The organism is Capnocytophaga sputigena (assembly GCF_002302495.1).
In the GTDB taxonomy this organism is placed as follows: domain Bacteria; phylum Bacteroidota; class Bacteroidia; order Flavobacteriales; family Flavobacteriaceae; genus Capnocytophaga; species Capnocytophaga sputigena.
The window spans coordinates 102779-122713 of the sequence record NZ_CP022379.1 but is presented as its reverse complement, the minus strand read 5'-3'; the positions used below and the strand labels follow the sequence as shown (position 1 = coordinate 122713).

Genomic DNA, 19935 nt, shown 5'->3' with positions numbered 1-19935 from the left:
TATTTGAAGATGTTTCTTTAGTTGTTAGTTTTGTTAAGATTTTCTAATACTGAATCAAAGAACAACAACATTTCGTGAGCGTGGTATTTGCCGTATTTGTTGAAAGTTGCTTGTGTTTTAGTATCAGGTTTCCAATCGAAGAAAGCGTGATTGGCACCTCCTACTTGTATATACTCCACCCTTTGACCGGATTTGGAAAGGGCGCGTTCGTAAGCTTTGACCTCTTCATCTTTTATAAGTCCATCTTCTGAACCTCTAAACAATAATTGGGGTATAGCTCTTTTAGAAGCCTCGGGAATATTATTGATAGGAGCTATTTCGTTCAAAAAAGGATAGTTCTTAAACATAAAAGCAAGAGTTTCTGGACGAAAAACTCCATAACTAGGGGCAACAGCTTTGATAGCATTAGTTAACTCATCACGCACTTGAGTTACTGTTTTTCCTTTAGGCATATAGGTAGGCATAAACTCATACACACCTTGTATTTTACCAAAACCTTTATCACCTATACTTTCTACAAAGTTAGCTGCTGAGGCAGATAGATGTCCTCCCGCACTATCACCTGTAAGGAATAACTTACTGCTATCGCCTCCATATTTAGCAGCGTTTTCAGCAATGTGTAACAAAGCTCCATACACATCTTCTATAATTTGGTGCAATTGAGTAGGAGTACTATCTCTGTCTAGTTTGTCTATCCAGCGATAATCAATGTTGAAAACCACATATCTGCCACTGTTTGCTAATTCGCGTGCCAAACCTCTCATCACCGATTCAGTATTGGAGCTCCATCCACCTCCGTGGATAATTACAACACAAGGTAGGTTTTGCTTACCTTTAGGACTATATACATCGTATTTTAGCAGTTTTACTCCCGGTTTAGCATAAACAATATCTTGCACTACTTTCAGATTAGCTTCCGCTTTTTTAAGTACAAAACAAGCTCCTACATTCATATCTTTGTCTACTTTCACTTTGAACTCAGGTGTAGATTGTTCATAAAACATAGCCCCCCACTGTTCTGGTAAGGAGTAATAGCCACTATCAAAAATATAGCCAGTGGCAGGGGTTGCTTTGAGTATAAGAACCGTGCCTGCTTTTACCATTCCGCCCTTAGGTAAAGTAGGGCTAATAGTATACGAACCATTACGTGCCTCATCAGGCGTTACTTTGAATTTGTTTTGTGCTTGTAGCCCTATAACAAATAAGGTTATAGCACTGAATAGTATGTATTTTTTCATATCTGTTTATTTTAACTATAAAAACAATTCATTTACTTTCCCATATTCTGCCCATTGCATATCATACACTTCATCGGCGAGAGCTTTATCGCTTACTACCTGTAATCCTTGAGCTTCGGCTTTGAGGGTTAGCAGGTTGCCGATAGTAGTTTTAGCATTTAATTTATTGAGTAGAGCTTTTACAGTATCGAGAGATAGATCATTAGCAAGCTGTCCTTGGAAAGGGAGTTCCATCCAAATAATCTCTTTAGCCTCTACCTCTAAGATACCAAAGATGAGTCCTTTTTGTAATGATTGAGCGATACGCACCTGATGAATCACGGTAGAAGGATCATAGGCTACCCCTGTACGCTCAGATACTTTCATTTTATGCTTACTATCCATCCAACCTACTACTAAATTAGGTGATAGAGCTCCATTAGAATAAGCATTGCATACAAAGGTTACGTACTTAGCTTTCTTTTGGCGCAAGATATTTACATCGATATTGATATACTCGGCGGTACCTACTTTATTAGGAATACTACGAATATCACCACTGTGTTGGCAACCCGTAGCGGTAAGTCTACCAAAAAAGCAGATCTCATTTTCCATTCTACATTCTTCGTCAAAGGTAATATAGCAAGACAAGTCCATATCGAGATGCTGGGCAGGGAGGTCTTTACCCCATTGCATAAAAAGGCGTATCTCGTTGCCTTCTAAAGGAAATTTCGTACCCATTAGGGTTGCATTGAAGTCGTGTATATTATTGCTTCTATCACCTATAGGCAAAGGGATATGATACAGCTGTTCATCTATAAATATCGTTTTATGAGGATTGGGTTGTTTAGCAAACTTTCGGCGTATTGTCCACAAACAAAGGTCTTCTACAGCTGTTTTCATCTGGGCTAATTGCTCTTCGTTATAACCTAAATTTACCCATTGATTTTTAGGAGCATTTATATAATCACCTGTGATGATTTTTATAGGGCGTGTACCCTGTGATGTAAAGTAAAGGTCGGCATAATTATTAAGGGTAAAGAGCAAACGCATAGGCACTTGGTCTATTACTTCTTTGAAGGAGATAATCGTATCATCTGCACCCACCCATAACATAGTAGCGAATAGCGAACGTGCAAACTGGGAAGGGCGTTCTTTTAGATATTCTAAAACAGTATCAGTATCTACATTTAGGTAAGCCTGTTGAACCTTGCCTTGCCACACTTCGTATTTCTGATGATAGAAAATATCTAATAGTGTAGCAAGCTTTTCAAAGCCTTTTTTCTTGCTATACTCGGCTAAACGCAAGGCACGAATAAAGCGCACCCACATTTCGCGCTTAGGGTGCATTAATTCACAAGCCTTCTCAGCTGAAAGAGACAAATTATTTAGCCAGCGTGCTACTCGGGTACATTCCTCACGAGAGTACTTGAGTTTGAGAGCTTGTTTTGCTTCAGTTGTAGCTTGCTCACTCTTATCTAATTGACGCATTATATGCTGGTTGTTTTTAGCATTTTTAGCAACAATTGTTTTAGGAGGGATTATCTGTAAGAAGCCTGTTTTTTTATACCACAAATAGCGCAAAATATCGGTAGGGGTACGAAAACAAGTGCCTGCTTCAGTTTCTTTTCCTTCAGATAAGTAACTATCGACTACTAAGATGAGTGTTTCTTTCATCTGGATAGTTGTTTCTTTGGCTACTGAGAAGTAAGGCAACAAGAGCTTAAGAGAATCGGATTGGGTAGCATCTAAAGCAGTTTTGGAAGCTAATAGATTTTGGTAATATGTATTAGCCTCTCCCTCTCTCCAAAGGTCTAGAATTTTGAGTTTGCTACCTTGCTCGGTATGTTCTATCTTACCTGACTCAAAAGGTGTGCCACAGAAAGGACAGCCATTATAACGCCACAAAGGGAAAGTACCATAAGGAATATAGTGTCCACAAGCTAAAAATCGCTCGTGTTTAGGTATGTAAGAATCGTTATATCTTTCATCTTCGTCTTGATAGTAATCGTAATAATAGCTAGAGTACTCATCATCATATTTTATTAGGTCAGGATACTGATTGTAGAAAGCAGTGATGATATGATCTATTGCACTCTCGCCTGTAGGTACTTCCCAATTCTTAATGAGAGGAGTCCAATTGAGATTGACATTGAGTACTTCTTTAATAATGCGTATCACCTCTTGGCGAAACTCGCTATTAGTACCATTGATAGCATGCAAAAGGTCTTCAGTAACCCCAAAACCATGTTGTCGTAGGGCAGCTACTAGTTCCAAGGTACCTGACTGTATGGCTCTTTGTGAGACCATAGTATGAGGAATATAAAGGGCGTTTTGCCTAAGGGCAACTTTTTGTATGTTGATTGTTTTTCCCATAGTATAAAATAAAAAAAGAAAGGTAATCACGGAAGTAAGTTCTTACCAAAAGAGAAATGAAGTAACTTCCGTTTGACCTTTCTTTATTAATTATGAACACAGATTTTTATTCTTCGGTAGGAGGTGTTAGTTCCTCAGCAGCATCGGTTTCTTCATCATCTTCTTTCATTACTTTAGTAACAGCTGCGATAGAGTCTTTACCTTTGATATTGATGAGTTTTACACCTTGCGTAGCACGTCCGGAGATGCGCAGTGTATCGATGGAGAGGCGTATTGCAATACCTGATTTATTGATAATCATCAAATCTTCTCCCTCTAACACGCTCTTGATAGCTACTAACTGACCTGTTTTCTCCGTAATAGAAATAGTTTTAACTCCTTTACCACCGCGGTTAGTGATACGATAAACAGCCTCGTGTGTTTCAGGGTCATCGATGTATGAACGTTTTCCATAACCGTTTTCAGAAACAACTAATACGGTTTCTTCGCGTGGGTTTTCGATAGCTATCATACCTACTACTTCATCGTTTTCAATGTCAAGGTCGATACCACGTACTCCCTGAGAATTACGCCCTACAGCACGCACTTTGTCTTCTCCAAAACGTATTGCACGACCTGATTTCACTGCTAACATCAGCTGGCTACTGCCTGAGGTAAGTTTAGCTTCGATAAGCTCGTCGCCTTCTTTAATAGTAATGGCATTGATACCATTCTGACGTGGGCGGGAGTATTCTTTGAGCAAGGTTTTCTTTACAGTACCTTGTTTGGTAGCCATAATGAGGTAGTTGTTGTTGATATACTCTTCATCTTTGAGATTTTGAACGCTCACAAAGGCTTTAATTTTGTCGTCTTGTTCTATATTGATAAGATTTTGTACAGCACGACCTTTGGCAGTTTTGCTACCTTCAGGGATTTCGTAGACGCGCATCCAAAAACATTTACCTTTCTGGGTAAAGAACAATAGATATTGGTGATTAGAGCTTACAAATAGGTGTTCTAAGAAATCTTGGTCCCGAGTGGTAGAGGCTTTTTGACCTACCCCTCCCCTACTTTGTGTTTTATACTCACTGAGGGAAGTGCGTTTGATATAACCTGCGTGAGAAATGGTAATGACCATTTTATCATCGGGGATCATATCTTCTACACTAAACTCGCCTCCTGCATACTCAATAGTAGAGCGACGTGCATCGCCGTATTTTTCTTTTATTTCAAGAAGTTCTTCTTTGATAATTTCAGTTCGACGTTCTTTACGAGCTAAGATATCTTCTAAATCACGTATTTCGGCTAACTTTTGTTCGTATTCTTCTTTAGTTTGCAATATTAACGCTTTGTTGATACGGCGTAGAGCTAAGGCTAAGATAGCTTCGGCTTGAATATCTGTAAGATCAAATTCAGCTATCAAATCTTCTTTAGGTTTATCGTGAAAACGGATGATTTCAATAGCTTTACCCATTGTATCTTCTGTAGCCATCACTTTCATAAAACCTTCCAAGATATGGATACGTTCTTTAGCTTTACGCAACTCGTAATCAGTGCGACGATATACCACATCGTGACGATGTTCTACAAAGTGATAAATGAGCTCTTTAAGGTTTAATAGTTGAGGGCGACCATTTACCAAAGCAATGTTATTCACACTGAAAGAAGTTTGTAATTCAGTATGTTTAAACAAGTTGTTTAGTACTACATTAGGTACAGCATCACGTTTTAGGATATAAACAATACGAATCTTACCACGAGCTGATTCATCGCGTACATCAGTAATACCCTCTAACTTACCTTCTTTTACTAAATCGGAGGTTTTTTTCAGTAAGATAGATGTATCTACTTGATAAGGTACTTCGGTAACGACTATACATTCTTTGCCTCTTACCTCTTGAAATTCAGCTTTAGCACGTACAATCACACGACCACGTCCTGTTTTAAAAGCCTCTTTTACTCCTTCATAACCATAGATAATACCACCTGTAGGGAAATCAGGAGCTTTGATATATTTGATAAGTTCATCTATTTCAATATCATTATTATCAATATAAGCGATAGTACCATCAATTACTTCACTAAGGTTATGAGGAGCCATATTAGTAGCCATACCCACAGCGATACCCGCAGAACCATTCACTAATAAATTAGGAATACGGGTAGGAAGTACGATAGGTTCTTCACGAGAATCATCATAAGTAAGTTGGTGGTCAACAGTCTCTTTATCGATATCAATAAGCATATCTTCTGAGAATTTGCGCATACGAGCTTCGGTATAACGCATTGCGGCAGGTGGGTCACCTCCCATAGAACCAAAGTTACCTTGCCCATCAACGAGCATATAGCGCAAACTCCAGTACTGAGCCATACGCACCATAGTATCATACACAGCGGTATCGCCATGAGGGTGGTATTTACCTAGTACTTCCCCAACAATGGCAGCTGATTTTTTATAGGGACGATTGCTGAGTACGCCCATATCGAACATACCATAAAGCACGCGACGGTGAACAGGTTTCAACCCATCACGAACATCGGGTAGCGCGCGCGAAACGATTACTGACATCGAATAATCGATGTAAGCGGATTTCATCTCTTCGCTGATATCAACAGGAATCAATTTTTCTCCTTCTGTCATAATTATTTACTATATAAAAGTAAGGTTTTTATTACAATTAGCGGGCTAAGATACAAAGTTTTTTTGAGATAGCAATAAAAAAGTTGATGTTTTTTTTTGATTTTTTTTTTAAGTTTTTGATATTCAATATGTAATTAATAATTTTCTATTAGCAATTAGCTAAAATATTTTAGCTAATTAGATGGAAGTTAAATGGCTATTTCTGCGGAATATACAAAGAAAAACGAGGTTTTGTTTTGAAATAGATAATAGCCTGATTTACAAGAGTAGTTAATTTTTTACACTTTAAAAATCAGTTATTTAAAAATGTTTTCTAAAAAATAATTCTTTTTTTTCTTGGCGTATTCAAAAAAACACGTACTTTTGCAAAATAAAAGAACATAAAACAATAATTTATGGCAACATTTATTAATTACACAATTATTATTATCTATTGTACAGCTTTGATAGGCATTTTTTTATATAGTCTTTCAATGCTTAGTTTGCTACTGAACTATTTAAAACACCGCAAACAAAATGATGAGTCTCCTAAGTTTAACCTCCTTGACCCTAAAGAGATACCTTACGTAACCATCCAATTACCACTTTACAATGAAAAGTATGTAGTACCTCGTTTACTTGAAAATATTGCAAAACTAGAGTATCCACGTACTAAACTTGAAATACAAGTACTAGATGATTCTACTGACGAATCAGTAGCTGAAACAGCTGAAATTATCAAAAATTTGCAAGCTACAGGCTTAGATATTCAACATATACGACGTGAAAATCGTCAAGGTTTCAAAGCAGGAGCTCTAAAAGAAGGTTTAGCTATTGCTAAAGGTGATTTTATAGCTATCTTCGATGCTGACTTTTTACCACAACCTGACTGGCTTAAACGTACTGTTATTTACTTCAAAGACCCTGAAATAGGGGTAGTACAAACCCGTTGGGGACACATCAATCGTAATTACTCTATCCTTACTAAAATACAAGCCCTAGCTCTTGATGTTCACTTCACTCTTGAACAAGTAGGGCGTAACTCTAAAGGCTATTTTATCAATTTCAATGGTACTGCAGGTATTTGGCGCAAAACGTGTATATATGATGCAGGTAACTGGGAAGGCGATACTCTAACAGAAGATCTTGACCTTAGTTATCGCGCTCAATTAAAAAATTGGAAATTCAAATATTTGGAAGATGTTGAAACTCCTGCAGAACTTCCTGTAGTTATCTCGGCTGCACGCTCACAACAATTCCGTTGGAACAAAGGAGGAGCTGAAAACTTCCGCAAAAGTGTAGGTCGTTTACTTGCTGCTAAAAATATTGGATGGAAAACTAAATTTCACGGAGTAATGCACCTCTTGAATAGTTCAATGTTTTTATGGGTGTTTATAACTGCTATTTTCAGTATCCCAATGTTATACCTTAAAAATCAATATGGTCATTTAGGATGGATATTCCACTTTACTAGTTTCTTTATTACAAGTACTATTATTTTGTTTATCTGTTATTGGTTTACTTATAAGAACTTGCAAGGGAAGACTTTTGATGACTTTTTGAACTATGTGAAGCTATTCTTTACATTCTTCTCAGTGGCTTTAGGATTTTCTTTCCACAATACTATTGCTGTACTTGAAGGACATAGTGGCAAACGCAGCGAGTTTGTACGTACCCCTAAGTTCAACATCAGTTCGCTAAGTGATAGCTGGAAAAACAATAAATATATCAACACCAAACTATCACCTAATATGATAGTAGAGTTTTTGCTAATGTTGTATTTTGCTTTTGGATTATATAGTGCTGTTCGTCTCAATGACTTTGGTATGTTTCCTTTCCACTGTATGCTTACTTTAGGTTTTGGATTTGTGTTTTTCAAATCGCTTACCTCAAAAGCCTGATTAGATTAGTAGATTAGTAAATTAGAATATAAATTAAAAAGGGTTGTCTATTAAAAAGGCGACCCTTTTTTAGAATTTTATGGAAGGACTGATTGGATTATATGAAGCGCTTAGTAAGGAGGGTACTTTTTTAGATATAGAGAAAGAGTGCCATTATATAAAGTGCCTTATGAATTTTTGGGAAAAGGAAATCAAAGAACACCCTAATTTATTTTTTGATATGGTAGAGAGGATTGATATTTCTCATCAGCAGAATGTATTTGAAGCTCCTTCTTATAGGGAAGTATACTATAATTTTGCTTACTATCTAATGAAGATAAGAGCATTTTTCCCTGAACAGAAAGATTTCTTAGGGATGGTAGTTGAGAATATACGTGCTGAAGTATGGCAGGTTGAGATTTCTATCAAGGATTTTAACAGTTATACAAAACTAATCAGAAGAGAGACTGCAAGTATTCCAGAATATAATCTGCTTTTTTTGGGGTGCTGGATAGTAGAAAGACTATGGGAGAGGTGTAGTGATGTATTAACTATCTTTTTTGATACAGAAGAAGCAGCGTGCTTAAGGGATATTTTAAATTATTTATGGCAGGTAATAGATGAGAATAGTTTGTGGAACAAAGAAAAGATGCAACAATATTATGAAGTTCTACAAGGTATCGATAAGAAAATCCTAGATAAGACAGATTTTGAGGAAAAAGCTATTTATGAATTGCTAAGGGCTTTAGAGGTATTGTTACAATATTGTATCAGAAAGGAAAGAGGTTTTGAAAGCACTATTTGGCAAGCAGTGACTGATGTGATAGATGTAAAGATGCAGATGGATGGCAAGGATATACATACCTCAAAGGGATTCGCTGATGAGGAACTGCAATACGAGATGGAATGCCTACGGTATATACTTTACTTTTCTCAAGGATTTAAAAAAGATTTGTATGATAAACAACTTTTCTCTAAAGGCAGAAGGATACACCTTAGCAAAGGAAAAGCACTAAAAATAGCAAAGGCTTATCAAGAGCAATAGTTTCCTAAATTAGTAGGTGAAGAAGTGCTTAACCATATACAACTCAGTCCGCGATTTGGGGTAGAAGGAGAGATAGCGTGGATTATAACGGGAGCACATAATTTTTTGGGTGATGTATGGGAACAATGGTATGTAGTATCGGATATTACAGAGGAAGTTGATAATGTATTTGATAAGTTTGGTAATCGTTATTACCCGCATAAGGAAAATTTAAATAAACGTTAGAATACAATGACCGCAAAATATTTTTATATATCATTTTTATTGCTTTTTACTGCTTGTAGACAATCATCTAATATACAGAATGACACAATAAACCACGAACAGGATAGTATTAAGGAAATAGTAGTAAATAATGATAGTGTTTTAAAAAAGATTCCAATAAAAGTTTTTTATAGAGCCTTAGTTTCTAATGAACAACGGATTGAAATAGATACTCTATCTTCCTTAACAATCTACAAAGACTATATAATAGATAAATTGAGTATGGATTACTATCTTATCAATATAGATAGTATTGAACAAAGTGATACCAAGATATATTTTACATCAAGTAAAGAAAGTTCTTATGTAGATTTTGAAGAGAATCAACTTATTAAATGGAATACACTAACTCTTGAATGGTATAGAAATACCGTAATAGAAAAGGATAAAAAGAAGATGTTTATTTGGAATTTGCAACACGATAATAGTCTTTATAGCATGCTTATTGATAGTATGGATATAAAGAAATCAAAATATCCTATATACCAGTGGAAAGAGTAAGGAAGTTAGGAATATAATAGTAAAACTAACTTAGATAGTATTTTGAAGTTAGTTATAATCCTTTTTAGGAACTTGATGATAATAATAATTTTAAATTATAGACAATGAAAACACGTATTACAGAACTTTTTAATATTCAATATCCTATCATTCAGGGAGGAATGATATGGGCAAGTGGGTGGCGATTAGCCTCAGCAGTGAGCAATGCAGGCGGTTTGGGACTATTGGGCGCAGGCTCTATGCATCCCGAAACCCTTGTAGAACATATACGCAAGTGCAAAGCGGCTACTGATAAACCTTTTGGAGTAAATATACCAATTATGTACCCTGAAATGGACAAGGCTATTGAAGTGATTTTACGCGAGGGAGTAAAAATTGTATTTACTTCAGCAGGAAATCCAGCTACTTATACTTCTTTATTACAAAAAGAAGGTATAAAAGTAGCTCACGTAGTGAGCAGTAGTAAGTTTGCCCTCAAAGCACAAGCAGCAGGTGTTGATGCGGTAGTGGCAGAAGGTTTTGAAGCAGGTGGGCACAATGGACGTGAGGAAACCAGCACAATGGTGCTCATTCCTGCGGTGCGTAGAGTATTAGAAGTTCCACTTATTGCAGCGGGAGGAATCGCTACAGGTAGTGGTATGTTAGCTGCAATAGCATTGGAAGCTGATGGTGTGCAAATAGGTAGTAGATTTGTAGCTACTACTGAAGCGTCTGTACACCCCGCATTCAAAGAGAAGGTTATAGCAGCTGGTGAAGGAGATACAGAACTTACACTAAAAGAATTAGCCCCTGTGAGATTACTAAAGAATGGTTTTTATGAACAAGTGAAAGAGCTATACAATACCCAAAAAGCTACTATTGAGAACCTAAAAGCCTTAGTAGGTAGTCGTCGTACCAAACAAGGAATGTTTGAAGGAGATATGGAGCAAGGGGAATTGGAAATAGGGCAAGTAGCTTCACTTATCACTAAAGTACAAAGTGTACAAGAAGTTATCAATGAGATTATAACAGAGTATCATAAAGGTATAGAAAGACTTACAGCTTTAAAATAAAACAATGGAGCGAATAGAAATCTTTACTAGTAAAAAGAAAAACATCTTTTTACTATTCTTAGTCATTATTTTCTTAGCAGTAGGGATATTTTGTTTTCTGAATGCTAATGAATTATCTAATGATGGCAAAAGGAGCATTGTTTTTATAGAAACTATGAGTATTATCGTTATGGTTTTTGCTTTAACAGCTCTATTTTTTATTATAAAAAACTTGCTAAACAATCAATGGGTACTTGCTATAGATGAAAAAGCCCTACATATAAGAATACAAAAGTATTATCTTATTCCTTGGCAAGAAATAATAGGCTTTCAAGAATTAGAGATCAAAGGGAATAAGAGTATTTTGATACAAGTGAGAAATCCAGGAACTCTTATTGCTAATGAAAAGAACTTTTTTGTAAAAAGATGATGCAATGGAGTCAGAAAATGTATGGAGCTCCTATTAGTATTGCAAGTTCTACAATGAAAATCAGTCATAAAGAACTTGTTTCGCTACTTTTAGTAAGTTTTGCTACTTATAAAGATAAAAATTAGTAAGAATATGCGCTTTAAAACTTTATGCAAAGTAATTATACTATTGTCATTTGTTATATTTGCAACTTGTATAGCATTCTTAGTTTATATACTTGGAGAAAAGGCTTATATTGATTGGTTAAAAGCTGATACAAACAAAGCTTGGGGATGGGGGTTTATAGTAGGTCTTATATTATTTTATGTTTTACCTTTATGTCTGCTTATCAGTAGTTTTTTATTTTTAAAAAAACGAATCTTTTTTTGGATTCCTTATATTATATTGTTGATTTATGCTATTGATGAAAGTTTTATAGGTTGTTGGACTCACCCTTTACGCGGAACTTTGCTATTATTATCCATAAGTGCTGGGTACTTATTTTCATTTGTTTCTCTTTATTTTTATCAGAAGAAAAAAATGAGAAAAATATTGATTTATAAGCATTTACTTTTATATTTACGGAAAACATAATAAAAAAGTCTTAAAAAATTTGGAATATAATAGCAAATGCCCGTATATTTGCAATCGGAAAATATATCTATATCACTATAATTGCGGGAGTAGCTCAGTTGGTAGAGCGTCAGCCTTCCAAGCTGAATGTCGCGAGTTCGAACCTCGTCTCCCGCTCTACAAACAAAAAGCCTGATAACAACATATTGTTATTAGGCTTTTTGTTTATCATTTCTAATTTTATTTTTACAACATTGTATGCTTCCTGAGCTTCATTGCCAATTCCCAAATAGCAATTCCTGCACTTACAGAAATATTTAGAGAATGTTTAGTGCCATACTGTGGGATTTCTATCACCTCATCAGAAGCTGAAACCACTTCTTGTTCCACTCCTTTTACCTCGTTGCCAAAGATAATAGCATATTTTTGCTTTCCGTTAGGCTGAAAATTATTCAGCATTGTGGAATTTTCAGCTTGCTCAATGCTAATAATATAAACATCTTGCTCTTTTAGCTTTTCTACTATCGAAAGTGTATTTTCTACATATTCCCACGCCACACTATCAGTCGCACCCAAAGCCGTTTTATGAATCTCTTTATTTGGAGGAGTGGCGGTAATCCCACAGAGGTATATCTTTTCAATTAAAAAAGCATCACAAGTGCGAAAAACAGAACCTATATTGTTCAAACTTCTCACATTATCCAAAATTACTATTAGAGGTGTCTTTTCTGCCTTCTTAAATTGCTCAATATCCAATCTATTGAGTTCATTATTCGCTAATTTACGCATATTACAGTCTGTTTACTTTATCTACTCCTTTGATGTTCTTAATATCTTGCATCAGTTTTTTTTAAGTAGCATTGTTATTGATTGAAATAGAAACTTTTCCGCTGAATACATTACCTTCGGTATCTATATTAATATTGGTAAGTTTTACAAATTTGCTATCCAAAATCACTTTTGAGATATCACTGATGAGTCCATCGCGGTCAATACCACTAATTCTAAGACTCACTTTGAAATCTCTTTCATCAGATTTTACCCATTTAGCTTGAATGATACGATAAGCGTAATTCGATTGCATCGAAATGGCATTCGGACAAGTTTTTTTGTGTACTTTCACCCCTTCATTGATAGTAACAAACCCAAAAATAGGATCACCAGGAATAGGATTGCAACATTTTGAAAAAGTATAATCTAATGATTCTTCTTCTTTGCCAAACACAATGCTATCATAGTGAACGTTGGGCGAATAAATAGGTTCGTCAGTAGGTTTTTTAACTACTTTATTTTTGAATAAGCCAAAGAAAGATGTGCGATGAGATACAAACTCTTTCAGCATTTGGTTGCTGATTTCTCCTGTGCCTGCTTGATAGTAAATATCTAAACTCGTCTTTGTTTTGAAGTAACTCACTAGCTCATTCATTACTTCTTCATTAAGAGTAATCTTCAATTGCTTTAATTTTCGAACTAAAATTTCTTTTCCTTCAGCAGCAACAGCTTTTGTTTCTTCTTTTAAAGCATTTTTTATCTTACTACGTGCTTTAGCAGTTGTAGCATAGTTTAGCCAGTTCTTAGTGGGTTTTGCATTTTCGGCAGTGATAATTTCTACTGTTTCACCGCTCTTTAATACATAGTTTAAGGGCACTAATTTATTGTTTACTTTAGCTCCACGTGTTTTTAAACCCACTCCTGTATGTATTGAAAAAGCAAAATCAAGTGGTGTAGCACCTTTTGGGAGAGATTTTATCTCACCATTAGGGGTAAAGACGAAAATCTCTTTAGAATACAAGTTGAGTTTGAAATCTTCTACAAAGTCTACAGCATTTGCCTCGCTGTTTTCAAAGACTTCTTGCAACCTATTAAGCCACATTTCGATGCCTTCTTCTTTTTGGTCGCCGTGTTTATACTTAAAATGGGCTGCATAACCTTTTTCAGCGATTTCGTGCATACGTTCGCTGCGTATTTGCACCTCTAGCCATTTGCCTTTTGGACCCATTACAGTAATATGTAAGGCTTCATAACCTGTAGATTTAGGTGAGGAAATCCAATCACGCAATCGGGTGGGATTGGGACGGAAGTGGTCGGTAACAATAGAGTATATTTTCCAAGCCAAAAACTTTTCTTCAGCTGGTTCACTTTTATAGATGATGCGAATTGCAAATTTATCGTAAACTTCTTCAAAACTCACACCTTGCGATTCCATTTTCCTATAAATAGAATAGATTGATTTGGGGCGCCCTTTAATGTAATAATCAATTTTTTGTTGTGTTAAAGAGGTTTCTACTATTTTGGTAAACGCCTCAATGTATTCCTGTTGTTCTTCTTTGGACTCCTCCATTTTGTTTAGGATACTATTGTAGCGTTCGGGGTCAGTATATTTAAGGGCGAGGTCTTCTAATTCTGTTTTGATGTTATACAAGCCAATGCGGTGAGCAATAGGGGCATAAATATAGAGTGTTTCCGAAGCTATTTTGGCTTGTTTATAGTCTGCCATCGAATCCATTGTTTGCATATTGTGGAGTCTGTCAGCAATTTTTATGAGAATCACGCGCACATCGTCATTCATTGTAAGAAGGAGCTTTCGGAAGTTCTCGGCTTGTAAAGAGATGTCATTTTCACGGCTCATACTCGAAATTTTGGTAAGTCCTTCTACAATATGAGCTACAGTTTTACCAAAAAGCCGTTCCATATCTTCAATTGTATAGTCGGTATCTTCTACTACATCATGTAACAAAGCAGATGCAATGGCTATAGCGTCTAATCCTATTTGTGAAGCAACAATTTTAGCTACGGCAATAGGGTGAAAAATATAAGGCTCCCCACTTTTTCGGCGTTGATTTTTGTGCGCATCAACAGCGGTGTCAAACGCCAAGCGAATGAGTTTTTTATCTTCATCACTCAAGGTTTGATAACTAATACGCAAGAGTTCTTTATACTCGCGGGCAATGGCTTTGTTTTCTTCTTCTAAGTCGGTGTTTGTTTCCATAAATAAAAATGAATGTAGAAAAATCTAACTTTAGCAAAATTTGGAACTTTACAGAAGTTTTAGAACTATTTTTTATTTAATAGTAGCCGATAATTTGCGGAGCTTGATAGCCGTAAGGATTTTTTTAGTATACAATGGGAAGTCGGCACCGAGAAGCCAACCAAAATACCCTGGTTCTTCGTCAAAAATATCTTCTACACGTTTGCCTTTGTGTTTCCCAAAGGTAAAGATTTCCTCACCTTTGTCATTATAGCCAATAAACCCAGCAAAGTCGGCTATTTGTTTGCGATAAGTAAACTCGCTGAGTTTTTTGATGTTGTTCTCTAAGTTGTCATAACGGTCGAGCTGGGCTTTGAGGATTTCATAAGTGGCATTAGTATCTGCCGAAGCTGTATGCGCATCAATAAGGTCTTTACCACAATAGAACTTATAGGCTGCCGAGAGAGTACGCTGTTCCATTTTGTGAAAAATAGTTTGTACATCTACCGATACGCGGTTCCCCAAATCAAAATCTACTTCAGCACGCAGCATTTCTTCGGCAAGCAAAGGAATATCAAATCGGTCGGAATTGTAGCCAGCAAGGTCAGAATCTTTTATCATATTATGGATTTGCTTGGCGAGTTCTTTAAAAGTAGGCTCACCCGCAACGCGTTCATCGGTAATGCCGTGCACATCTGAGGCAGCTTTTGGGATAGGAATAGTAGGATTTACGAGCCACGTTTTACTTTCCTTATTGCCATTGGGGTAGACTTTTAAAATAGATATTTCAACGATACGGTCTTTGGTAATATCAATGCCCGTAGTTTCAAGGTCAAAAAAACAAATAGGTTTTGATAGTTTTAGTTCCACGATTTTAGTGAATAGTTAAAAGTGAATAATTTTAAAAATGGTAATTATTAATTTTCTATTTGAGCAGAGAGTCCAGCATCAAGAAGCGCGGTGCAAAGAGGTTCTAGATATTCATAACTTCCTGTTTTTACATCGCATTTTCCCTTGAAATGCACAATAATAGCACATTGCTCGGCTTGCTCAAAAGTGTGATGACAAACCTCTACTAAGGTATCGATAACGTGATCAAAAGTATTGACATCATCATTGTATAAAATTAGATGACATTCATCATCTATAAGCTCCATCACATCTTCCTCAGCAAAGGTTTCTTCTTGGTAATTATTTTGTAACATAATTTGCTTTTATAATGATACAAAAGTATGGTAAATAAATGAATTGTGCAAATGTTTACTTTAATATTTCTTATTGTAAAGCATTTGTTATCTAAACGATACAACATTTGGTAATCGTTGAGAAAAACTATGCAATCTAAAATCGTCGTTGGTAATCCCTGTAAATTTAAAGATATTCCTACCCGTTCCAGGTATATTAGGGTAATACCCAAATGAAAACTCTATAGCACCAAAGGGTAAGTAGTCATTAGATATATAGAACCCCAAAGATACTTTAGAATAGACTTCAGTTTTTAAAAAAGCTGTATTATTTCTACCTATAAAACCTGCATCGGCTGATAGGAATGGGCTGAACCTAAAACCTAATAACTGAAAAGGTGCATAAACTTGTGTTTGAGAAGTAAAAATTAGTTTACGTGTGCCATATACTTCACTACTATTGAAACCTAAAATACCATTAGAATCATTTAAGTTGATATTATTGCGCTGGTATATACTTCCATTGAATCCTATTACGAATGAAGAACGTAAAAACTGACGAAAATGCCAATCGCCTATTGTAAATAACTTAGTAAAATAGGTGCCTTGTCCTCGTAGAATAGTTTCTTTACTATTACCATTTTCAAAGAAAGATCCTACTTCAAAATTTATAGAGTGATAGCCCTTTTTGTTATAGTTTGCTGAGGTAAATCCAATTCCAAGATATGGTAATGTTGCCTTATTTTTCCATAAAATACCTGAAGTGAGAAATATAGAATGTCCTATCCCTACATCCTCAATATCACCATTGCGGAAAATATAACGTTCTTTTATAAATCCTGTACTATTTAAGCTAAATTGAGTGAGATATAAATTTTCATTGCTGTAATATTGTTTTGGATCTATATCTAAAGAAGGTTTTTCGTAATAACTGATATTGCGAAATCTTGCTGCTGCAATAAAATTGTGAATGAGTTTAGAATCTCCTTTTTTAATAGGTTTTACCCAACTACCAAAAGCATCGAAAGTTCGTGTCATTAACGTAGGGGTATAAACAGAATCGCGATACCTAATACCTTCATCTTTAAAACGATTCTCATAATACCCTAAACGTCCCGACCAACGTGCTAAAGGTGAATAGAGAGGTCGTTCTACTTGTATATTTTTTGAAAACTCATTCTCATAATCGGAATAATAGCCTGTTCGTACATTAATATAAGAATTTCTGATATTTCTCACTACATAATTGAATCCTTTACCATTGTTTTCAATCCCTGAAAAGTATTGTTGATAAGTAAGCGAAAGTTCATGTCCTATCCCGAAGAGATTCTGCTCAGTAAGCCTTGTCCAGCCTCTATTGCCTGCTAAATCTCCATCAAAGTACATAGACCAACTATCAAGCACATTCACTTGTACATCTATGGAATCGGAAGTTCGTTCTATAGGCGTTGCTTTCACTTGTGCTCTACGAATATACCGTTGATTACGCAATATACGTTCAGTTTCACTCAGTAGAAGAGTGTCTAAAGGTTTGTCCTTTTTAAACAAAAGCATCCTACGCACTGTACTCTCACGGGTTTTTATATGTAAAGCATTGCCATAACGTTCTAACCGAGTACGAGGAGATTTGCTCAAATCTCTTTCATCAAAACCAAAAGGATCTAAGGTAGTGATAACAATGTTTCTAATGATTTTCCCTTGATAAGAAGAAGTTTTCTTAGGGGTAATAATTGTAGTAGATGTAATAGTAAATATACTTATTCCTTCAGGAACTTTTTTTTCTTCAATAACAATAAGATCATTTAAGTTCTTAGTGAGTTTATATTTTCCAAAAAAGTTTTTTATTTTTTTATAAAATGCTCTGTTTTTCATTTCTCTTTGAGGAGAAATGCCTTGTGGTAGAGAATCTTTTCCTCTTAAAGTATCTATTTCTTGAGAAAGAAGATAATTCATTCCCAAGAGAAAGAGTGCTATAAGAGTAAAGGTTTTTCTCATTTCCTTTTTTGCTGAAAAAATTGCTTTAATAAAGTAGTAGCTTCTTCAGATAAAATACCCATAACAACCTCTGTTTTAGGATGTAATTTACCTCCCATTGCTTTAAAACCTCTATGAGGATCATCAGCAGCATAAACTAATCGCGATAACTGGCTCCAATACAGAGCTCCTGCACACATTGCACAAGGCTCTAAAGTGATATACATAGTACAATCTGTGAGATATTTACCTCCCAGATAGTGAGCAGCCATAGTTATAGCCTGCATTTCGGCATGTGCAGTTACATCTTTTAGGCGTTCAGTAAGATTATGAGCCTTGGCTATAATTCTATTGTCAATTGTTATAATAGCTCCTACAGGGATTTCGTCTTCTTCAAAAGCGATTTGAGCTTCCTCCAAAGCTTTTTGCATAAAGTACTCGTCAGTATTCATCTGAAATAAAAATTACTTTGGCAAAGTACAAAAACTCTGCCAAAGTAATAAGATTTTAGTGTATGAGAATTATTATTTGTTTCCTCCAAATAGGTTACCTATACCTCCCATTATATCATCCATTACATTGCCATCTTTGTTCTTGTCGAAGAAAGAAGTAATCATTTCACCAATATTACCACCTTTACCTGAGAAAAAGTTGGAAATCATTGGGGTTAAATTCTCAAAAATTTTACTCACACCATCTAATGAAACGCCTGTTTTCTCACTAATAGCGTTCAAAGTAGACGATTTACCATCGCCAGTGAGTTTGTTTAAAATATCATTGCCTTCAGCATTGCTAAACATAGATTTGAATGAATCTACTACTGAGCTTACTTTATCAGCACCAATACCTGTTTTCTCGCTCAATCCTTTCACGAGTTGTTGGAGGTTATCACCTCCTAAAAAATCTAAAATTCCTGCCATAGTATAAATTATTTTAATAAGGTTGCAATTTGTGAAGCTAGTTCAAAACCTATACGGTTTTGAGCTTCGTTAGTAGCCGCCCCTATGTGTGGGGTGAGTGATATTTGAGGATGCATTAGTACTTGTATAGCGGGGTTAGGTTCGTTCTCAAAGACATCTAAACCTGCAAAAGCTACCTTGCCGTGTTCCAAGGCTTCTATAAGAGCTACCTCATTTAAGGCACCTCCTCTTGCTAAGTTTATTACACCTACCCCTTCTTTCATCAAGTTAAATTCAGGAGTGTCAAGCACATAACCTCCTTGGGCTGGACTATTATTGAGAGTGATAAAGTCTGATTCTATCAATAAACGTTCTTTTTCTACCGTTTTGATGGTGAATGGTAAGGTTTGTCCATTGAAAAAATCAAGTGTTACTACTGCTTCTTTCACTTTAGGGTCATAAGCTAATACATTCATTCCTAACCCTATAGCAATACGAGCTACTGCTTGCCCACTACGTCCAAAACCTATAATACCTATGGTTTTACCACGCAGTTCAGCACCATTGGTATAGTTTTTTTTCAGTTCGTTGAATTGAGTATCACCTTCTAAAGGCATATTGCGGTTAGCATCGTGCAAAAAGCGCACTCCTGTAAAAAGGTGGGCAAATACGAGTTCTGCTACTGAGTTAGCTGAAGAAGCAGGAGTATTGATTACGTGTAGATTTTTGCTTTGAGCATAATCTACATCTATGTTGTCCATACCTACTCCTCCCCTACCGATGAGTTTCAGTGAAGGGCAACCATCGATAATATCCTTGCGCACTTGAGTAGCTGAACGCACTAAAAGTACATCAATGGCGTATTTGTTTATATAATCTATCAATTGGTTTTGAGCTACTTTTGTAGTGATTACCTCAAAACCTTCTTTTTCCAATGCTTCTTTTCCTGAATCGGAAATGCCATCATTTGCTAATATTTTTATTGCCATTATTATCTGTCTATTTAAATATACTA

The 19935-nt window shown here is 35.8% G+C and carries 19 protein-coding genes and 1 tRNA gene; 9 read left to right on the top strand and 11 right to left on the bottom strand.

Annotated features, from left to right (window positions below; translation table 11 throughout):
• Positions 1-17 precede the first annotated feature (17 nt).
• The 3 genes from CGC57_RS00530 to gyrA form a co-directional block, all read right to left on the bottom strand.
• Complete coding sequence (locus tag CGC57_RS00530) at positions 18-1238, bottom strand: alpha/beta hydrolase fold domain-containing protein (RefSeq protein WP_095897546.1); 1221 nt, start codon at positions 1236-1238, stop codon at positions 18-20.
• 15 nt (positions 1239-1253) lie between these two features.
• Complete coding sequence (locus CGC57_RS00525; protein ID WP_095897545.1) at positions 1254-3593, bottom strand: hypothetical protein; 2340 nt, start codon at positions 3591-3593, stop codon at positions 1254-1256.
• A 106-nt stretch (positions 3594-3699) separates the two neighbouring features.
• On the bottom strand, positions 3700-6213 hold the full coding sequence (gene gyrA / locus CGC57_RS00520) for a DNA gyrase subunit A (RefSeq protein ID WP_095897544.1): 2514 nt from the start codon (positions 6211-6213) through the stop codon (positions 3700-3702).
• Between the two features lie 395 nt (positions 6214-6608).
• On the opposite strand from gyrA, the gene CGC57_RS00515 reads away from it, so the two are divergent.
• The 9 genes from CGC57_RS00515 to CGC57_RS00480 all read left to right on the top strand — a co-directional run bounded on the left by CGC57_RS00515 (position 6609) and on the right by CGC57_RS00480 (position 12072).
• Entirely contained in the window at positions 6609-8093 is a 1485-nt protein-coding gene (locus CGC57_RS00515) for a cellulose synthase family protein (protein WP_002678183.1), read from the top strand.
• A gap of 169 nt (positions 8094-8262) precedes the next feature.
• Positions 8263-9117: a hypothetical protein gene (locus CGC57_RS00510; protein WP_232747257.1), complete on the top strand. Its 855-nt coding sequence runs from the start codon at positions 8263-8265 to the stop codon at positions 9115-9117.
• A gap of 24 nt (positions 9118-9141) precedes the next feature.
• Positions 9142-9342 (top strand): hypothetical protein, encoded by a 201-nt coding sequence (locus CGC57_RS00505; protein WP_095897542.1) that lies wholly within the window; start codon positions 9142-9144, stop codon positions 9340-9342.
• A 6-nt stretch (positions 9343-9348) separates the two neighbouring features.
• Positions 9349-9882 carry a hypothetical protein gene (locus tag CGC57_RS00500; protein ID WP_095897541.1) on the top strand — a complete coding sequence of 178 codons (534 nt, stop codon included), beginning with the start codon at positions 9349-9351 and terminating at the stop codon, positions 9880-9882.
• A gap of 104 nt (positions 9883-9986) precedes the next feature.
• The gene (locus tag CGC57_RS00495; RefSeq protein ID WP_095897540.1) at positions 9987-10934 is read left to right on the top strand and encodes an NAD(P)H-dependent flavin oxidoreductase; all 948 of its coding nucleotides are present in this window, start codon (positions 9987-9989) and stop codon (positions 10932-10934) included.
• 4 nt (positions 10935-10938) lie between these two features.
• The gene (locus CGC57_RS00490) at positions 10939-11343 is read left to right on the top strand and encodes an STM3941 family protein (RefSeq protein WP_095897539.1); all 405 of its coding nucleotides are present in this window, start codon (positions 10939-10941) and stop codon (positions 11341-11343) included.
• Positions 11340-11468 carry a hypothetical protein gene (locus tag CGC57_RS13090; RefSeq protein ID WP_262482408.1) on the top strand — a complete coding sequence of 43 codons (129 nt, stop codon included), beginning with the start codon at positions 11340-11342 and terminating at the stop codon, positions 11466-11468. The genes CGC57_RS00490 and CGC57_RS13090 overlap by 4 nt, the downstream gene beginning before the upstream one ends.
• Positions 11469-11475: 7 nt before the next feature.
• Positions 11476-11916, top strand: coding sequence for a hypothetical protein (locus CGC57_RS00485; protein ID WP_095897538.1), 441 nt, complete (start codon positions 11476-11478; stop codon positions 11914-11916).
• Between the two features lie 83 nt (positions 11917-11999).
• A tRNA-Gly gene (locus tag CGC57_RS00480) sits at positions 12000-12072 on the top strand.
• 69 nt (positions 12073-12141) lie between these two features.
• Here the strand turns inward: CGC57_RS00480 and CGC57_RS00475 are convergent.
• The 8 genes from CGC57_RS00475 to CGC57_RS00440 all read right to left on the bottom strand — a co-directional run bounded on the left by CGC57_RS00475 (position 12142) and on the right by CGC57_RS00440 (position 19909).
• Positions 12142-12684, bottom strand: coding sequence for an RNA methyltransferase (locus CGC57_RS00475; RefSeq protein WP_095897537.1), 543 nt, complete (start codon positions 12682-12684; stop codon positions 12142-12144).
• Between the two features lie 61 nt (positions 12685-12745).
• Positions 12746-14884 (bottom strand): RelA/SpoT family protein, encoded by a 2139-nt coding sequence (locus CGC57_RS00470; protein WP_095897536.1) that lies wholly within the window; start codon positions 14882-14884, stop codon positions 12746-12748.
• A 72-nt stretch (positions 14885-14956) separates the two neighbouring features.
• On the bottom strand, positions 14957-15733 hold the full coding sequence (locus tag CGC57_RS00465; RefSeq protein WP_012796821.1) for a 3'-5' exonuclease: 777 nt from the start codon (positions 15731-15733) through the stop codon (positions 14957-14959).
• 47 nt (positions 15734-15780) lie between these two features.
• Positions 15781-16068 (bottom strand): ATP-dependent Clp protease adaptor ClpS, encoded by a 288-nt coding sequence (locus CGC57_RS00460; protein WP_009413122.1) that lies wholly within the window; start codon positions 16066-16068, stop codon positions 15781-15783.
• 87 nt (positions 16069-16155) lie between these two features.
• A complete protein-coding gene (locus tag CGC57_RS00455; protein WP_095897535.1) occupies positions 16156-18042 on the bottom strand; it encodes a BamA/TamA family outer membrane protein in 1887 nt (628 codons plus the stop codon).
• A complete protein-coding gene (locus CGC57_RS00450) occupies positions 18039-18473 on the bottom strand; it encodes a nucleoside deaminase (protein ID WP_002678202.1) in 435 nt (144 codons plus the stop codon). Before CGC57_RS00450 ends, CGC57_RS00455 begins: the two co-directional genes overlap by 4 nt.
• 72 nt (positions 18474-18545) lie before the next feature.
• A complete protein-coding gene (locus CGC57_RS00445; RefSeq protein ID WP_095897534.1) occupies positions 18546-18941 on the bottom strand; it encodes a DUF937 domain-containing protein in 396 nt (131 codons plus the stop codon).
• An 8-nt stretch (positions 18942-18949) separates the two neighbouring features.
• Positions 18950-19909, bottom strand: a complete 960-nt coding sequence (locus CGC57_RS00440; protein WP_095897533.1) for a D-2-hydroxyacid dehydrogenase — start codon at positions 19907-19909, stop codon at positions 18950-18952.
• Positions 19910-19935: the final 26 nt, after the last annotated feature.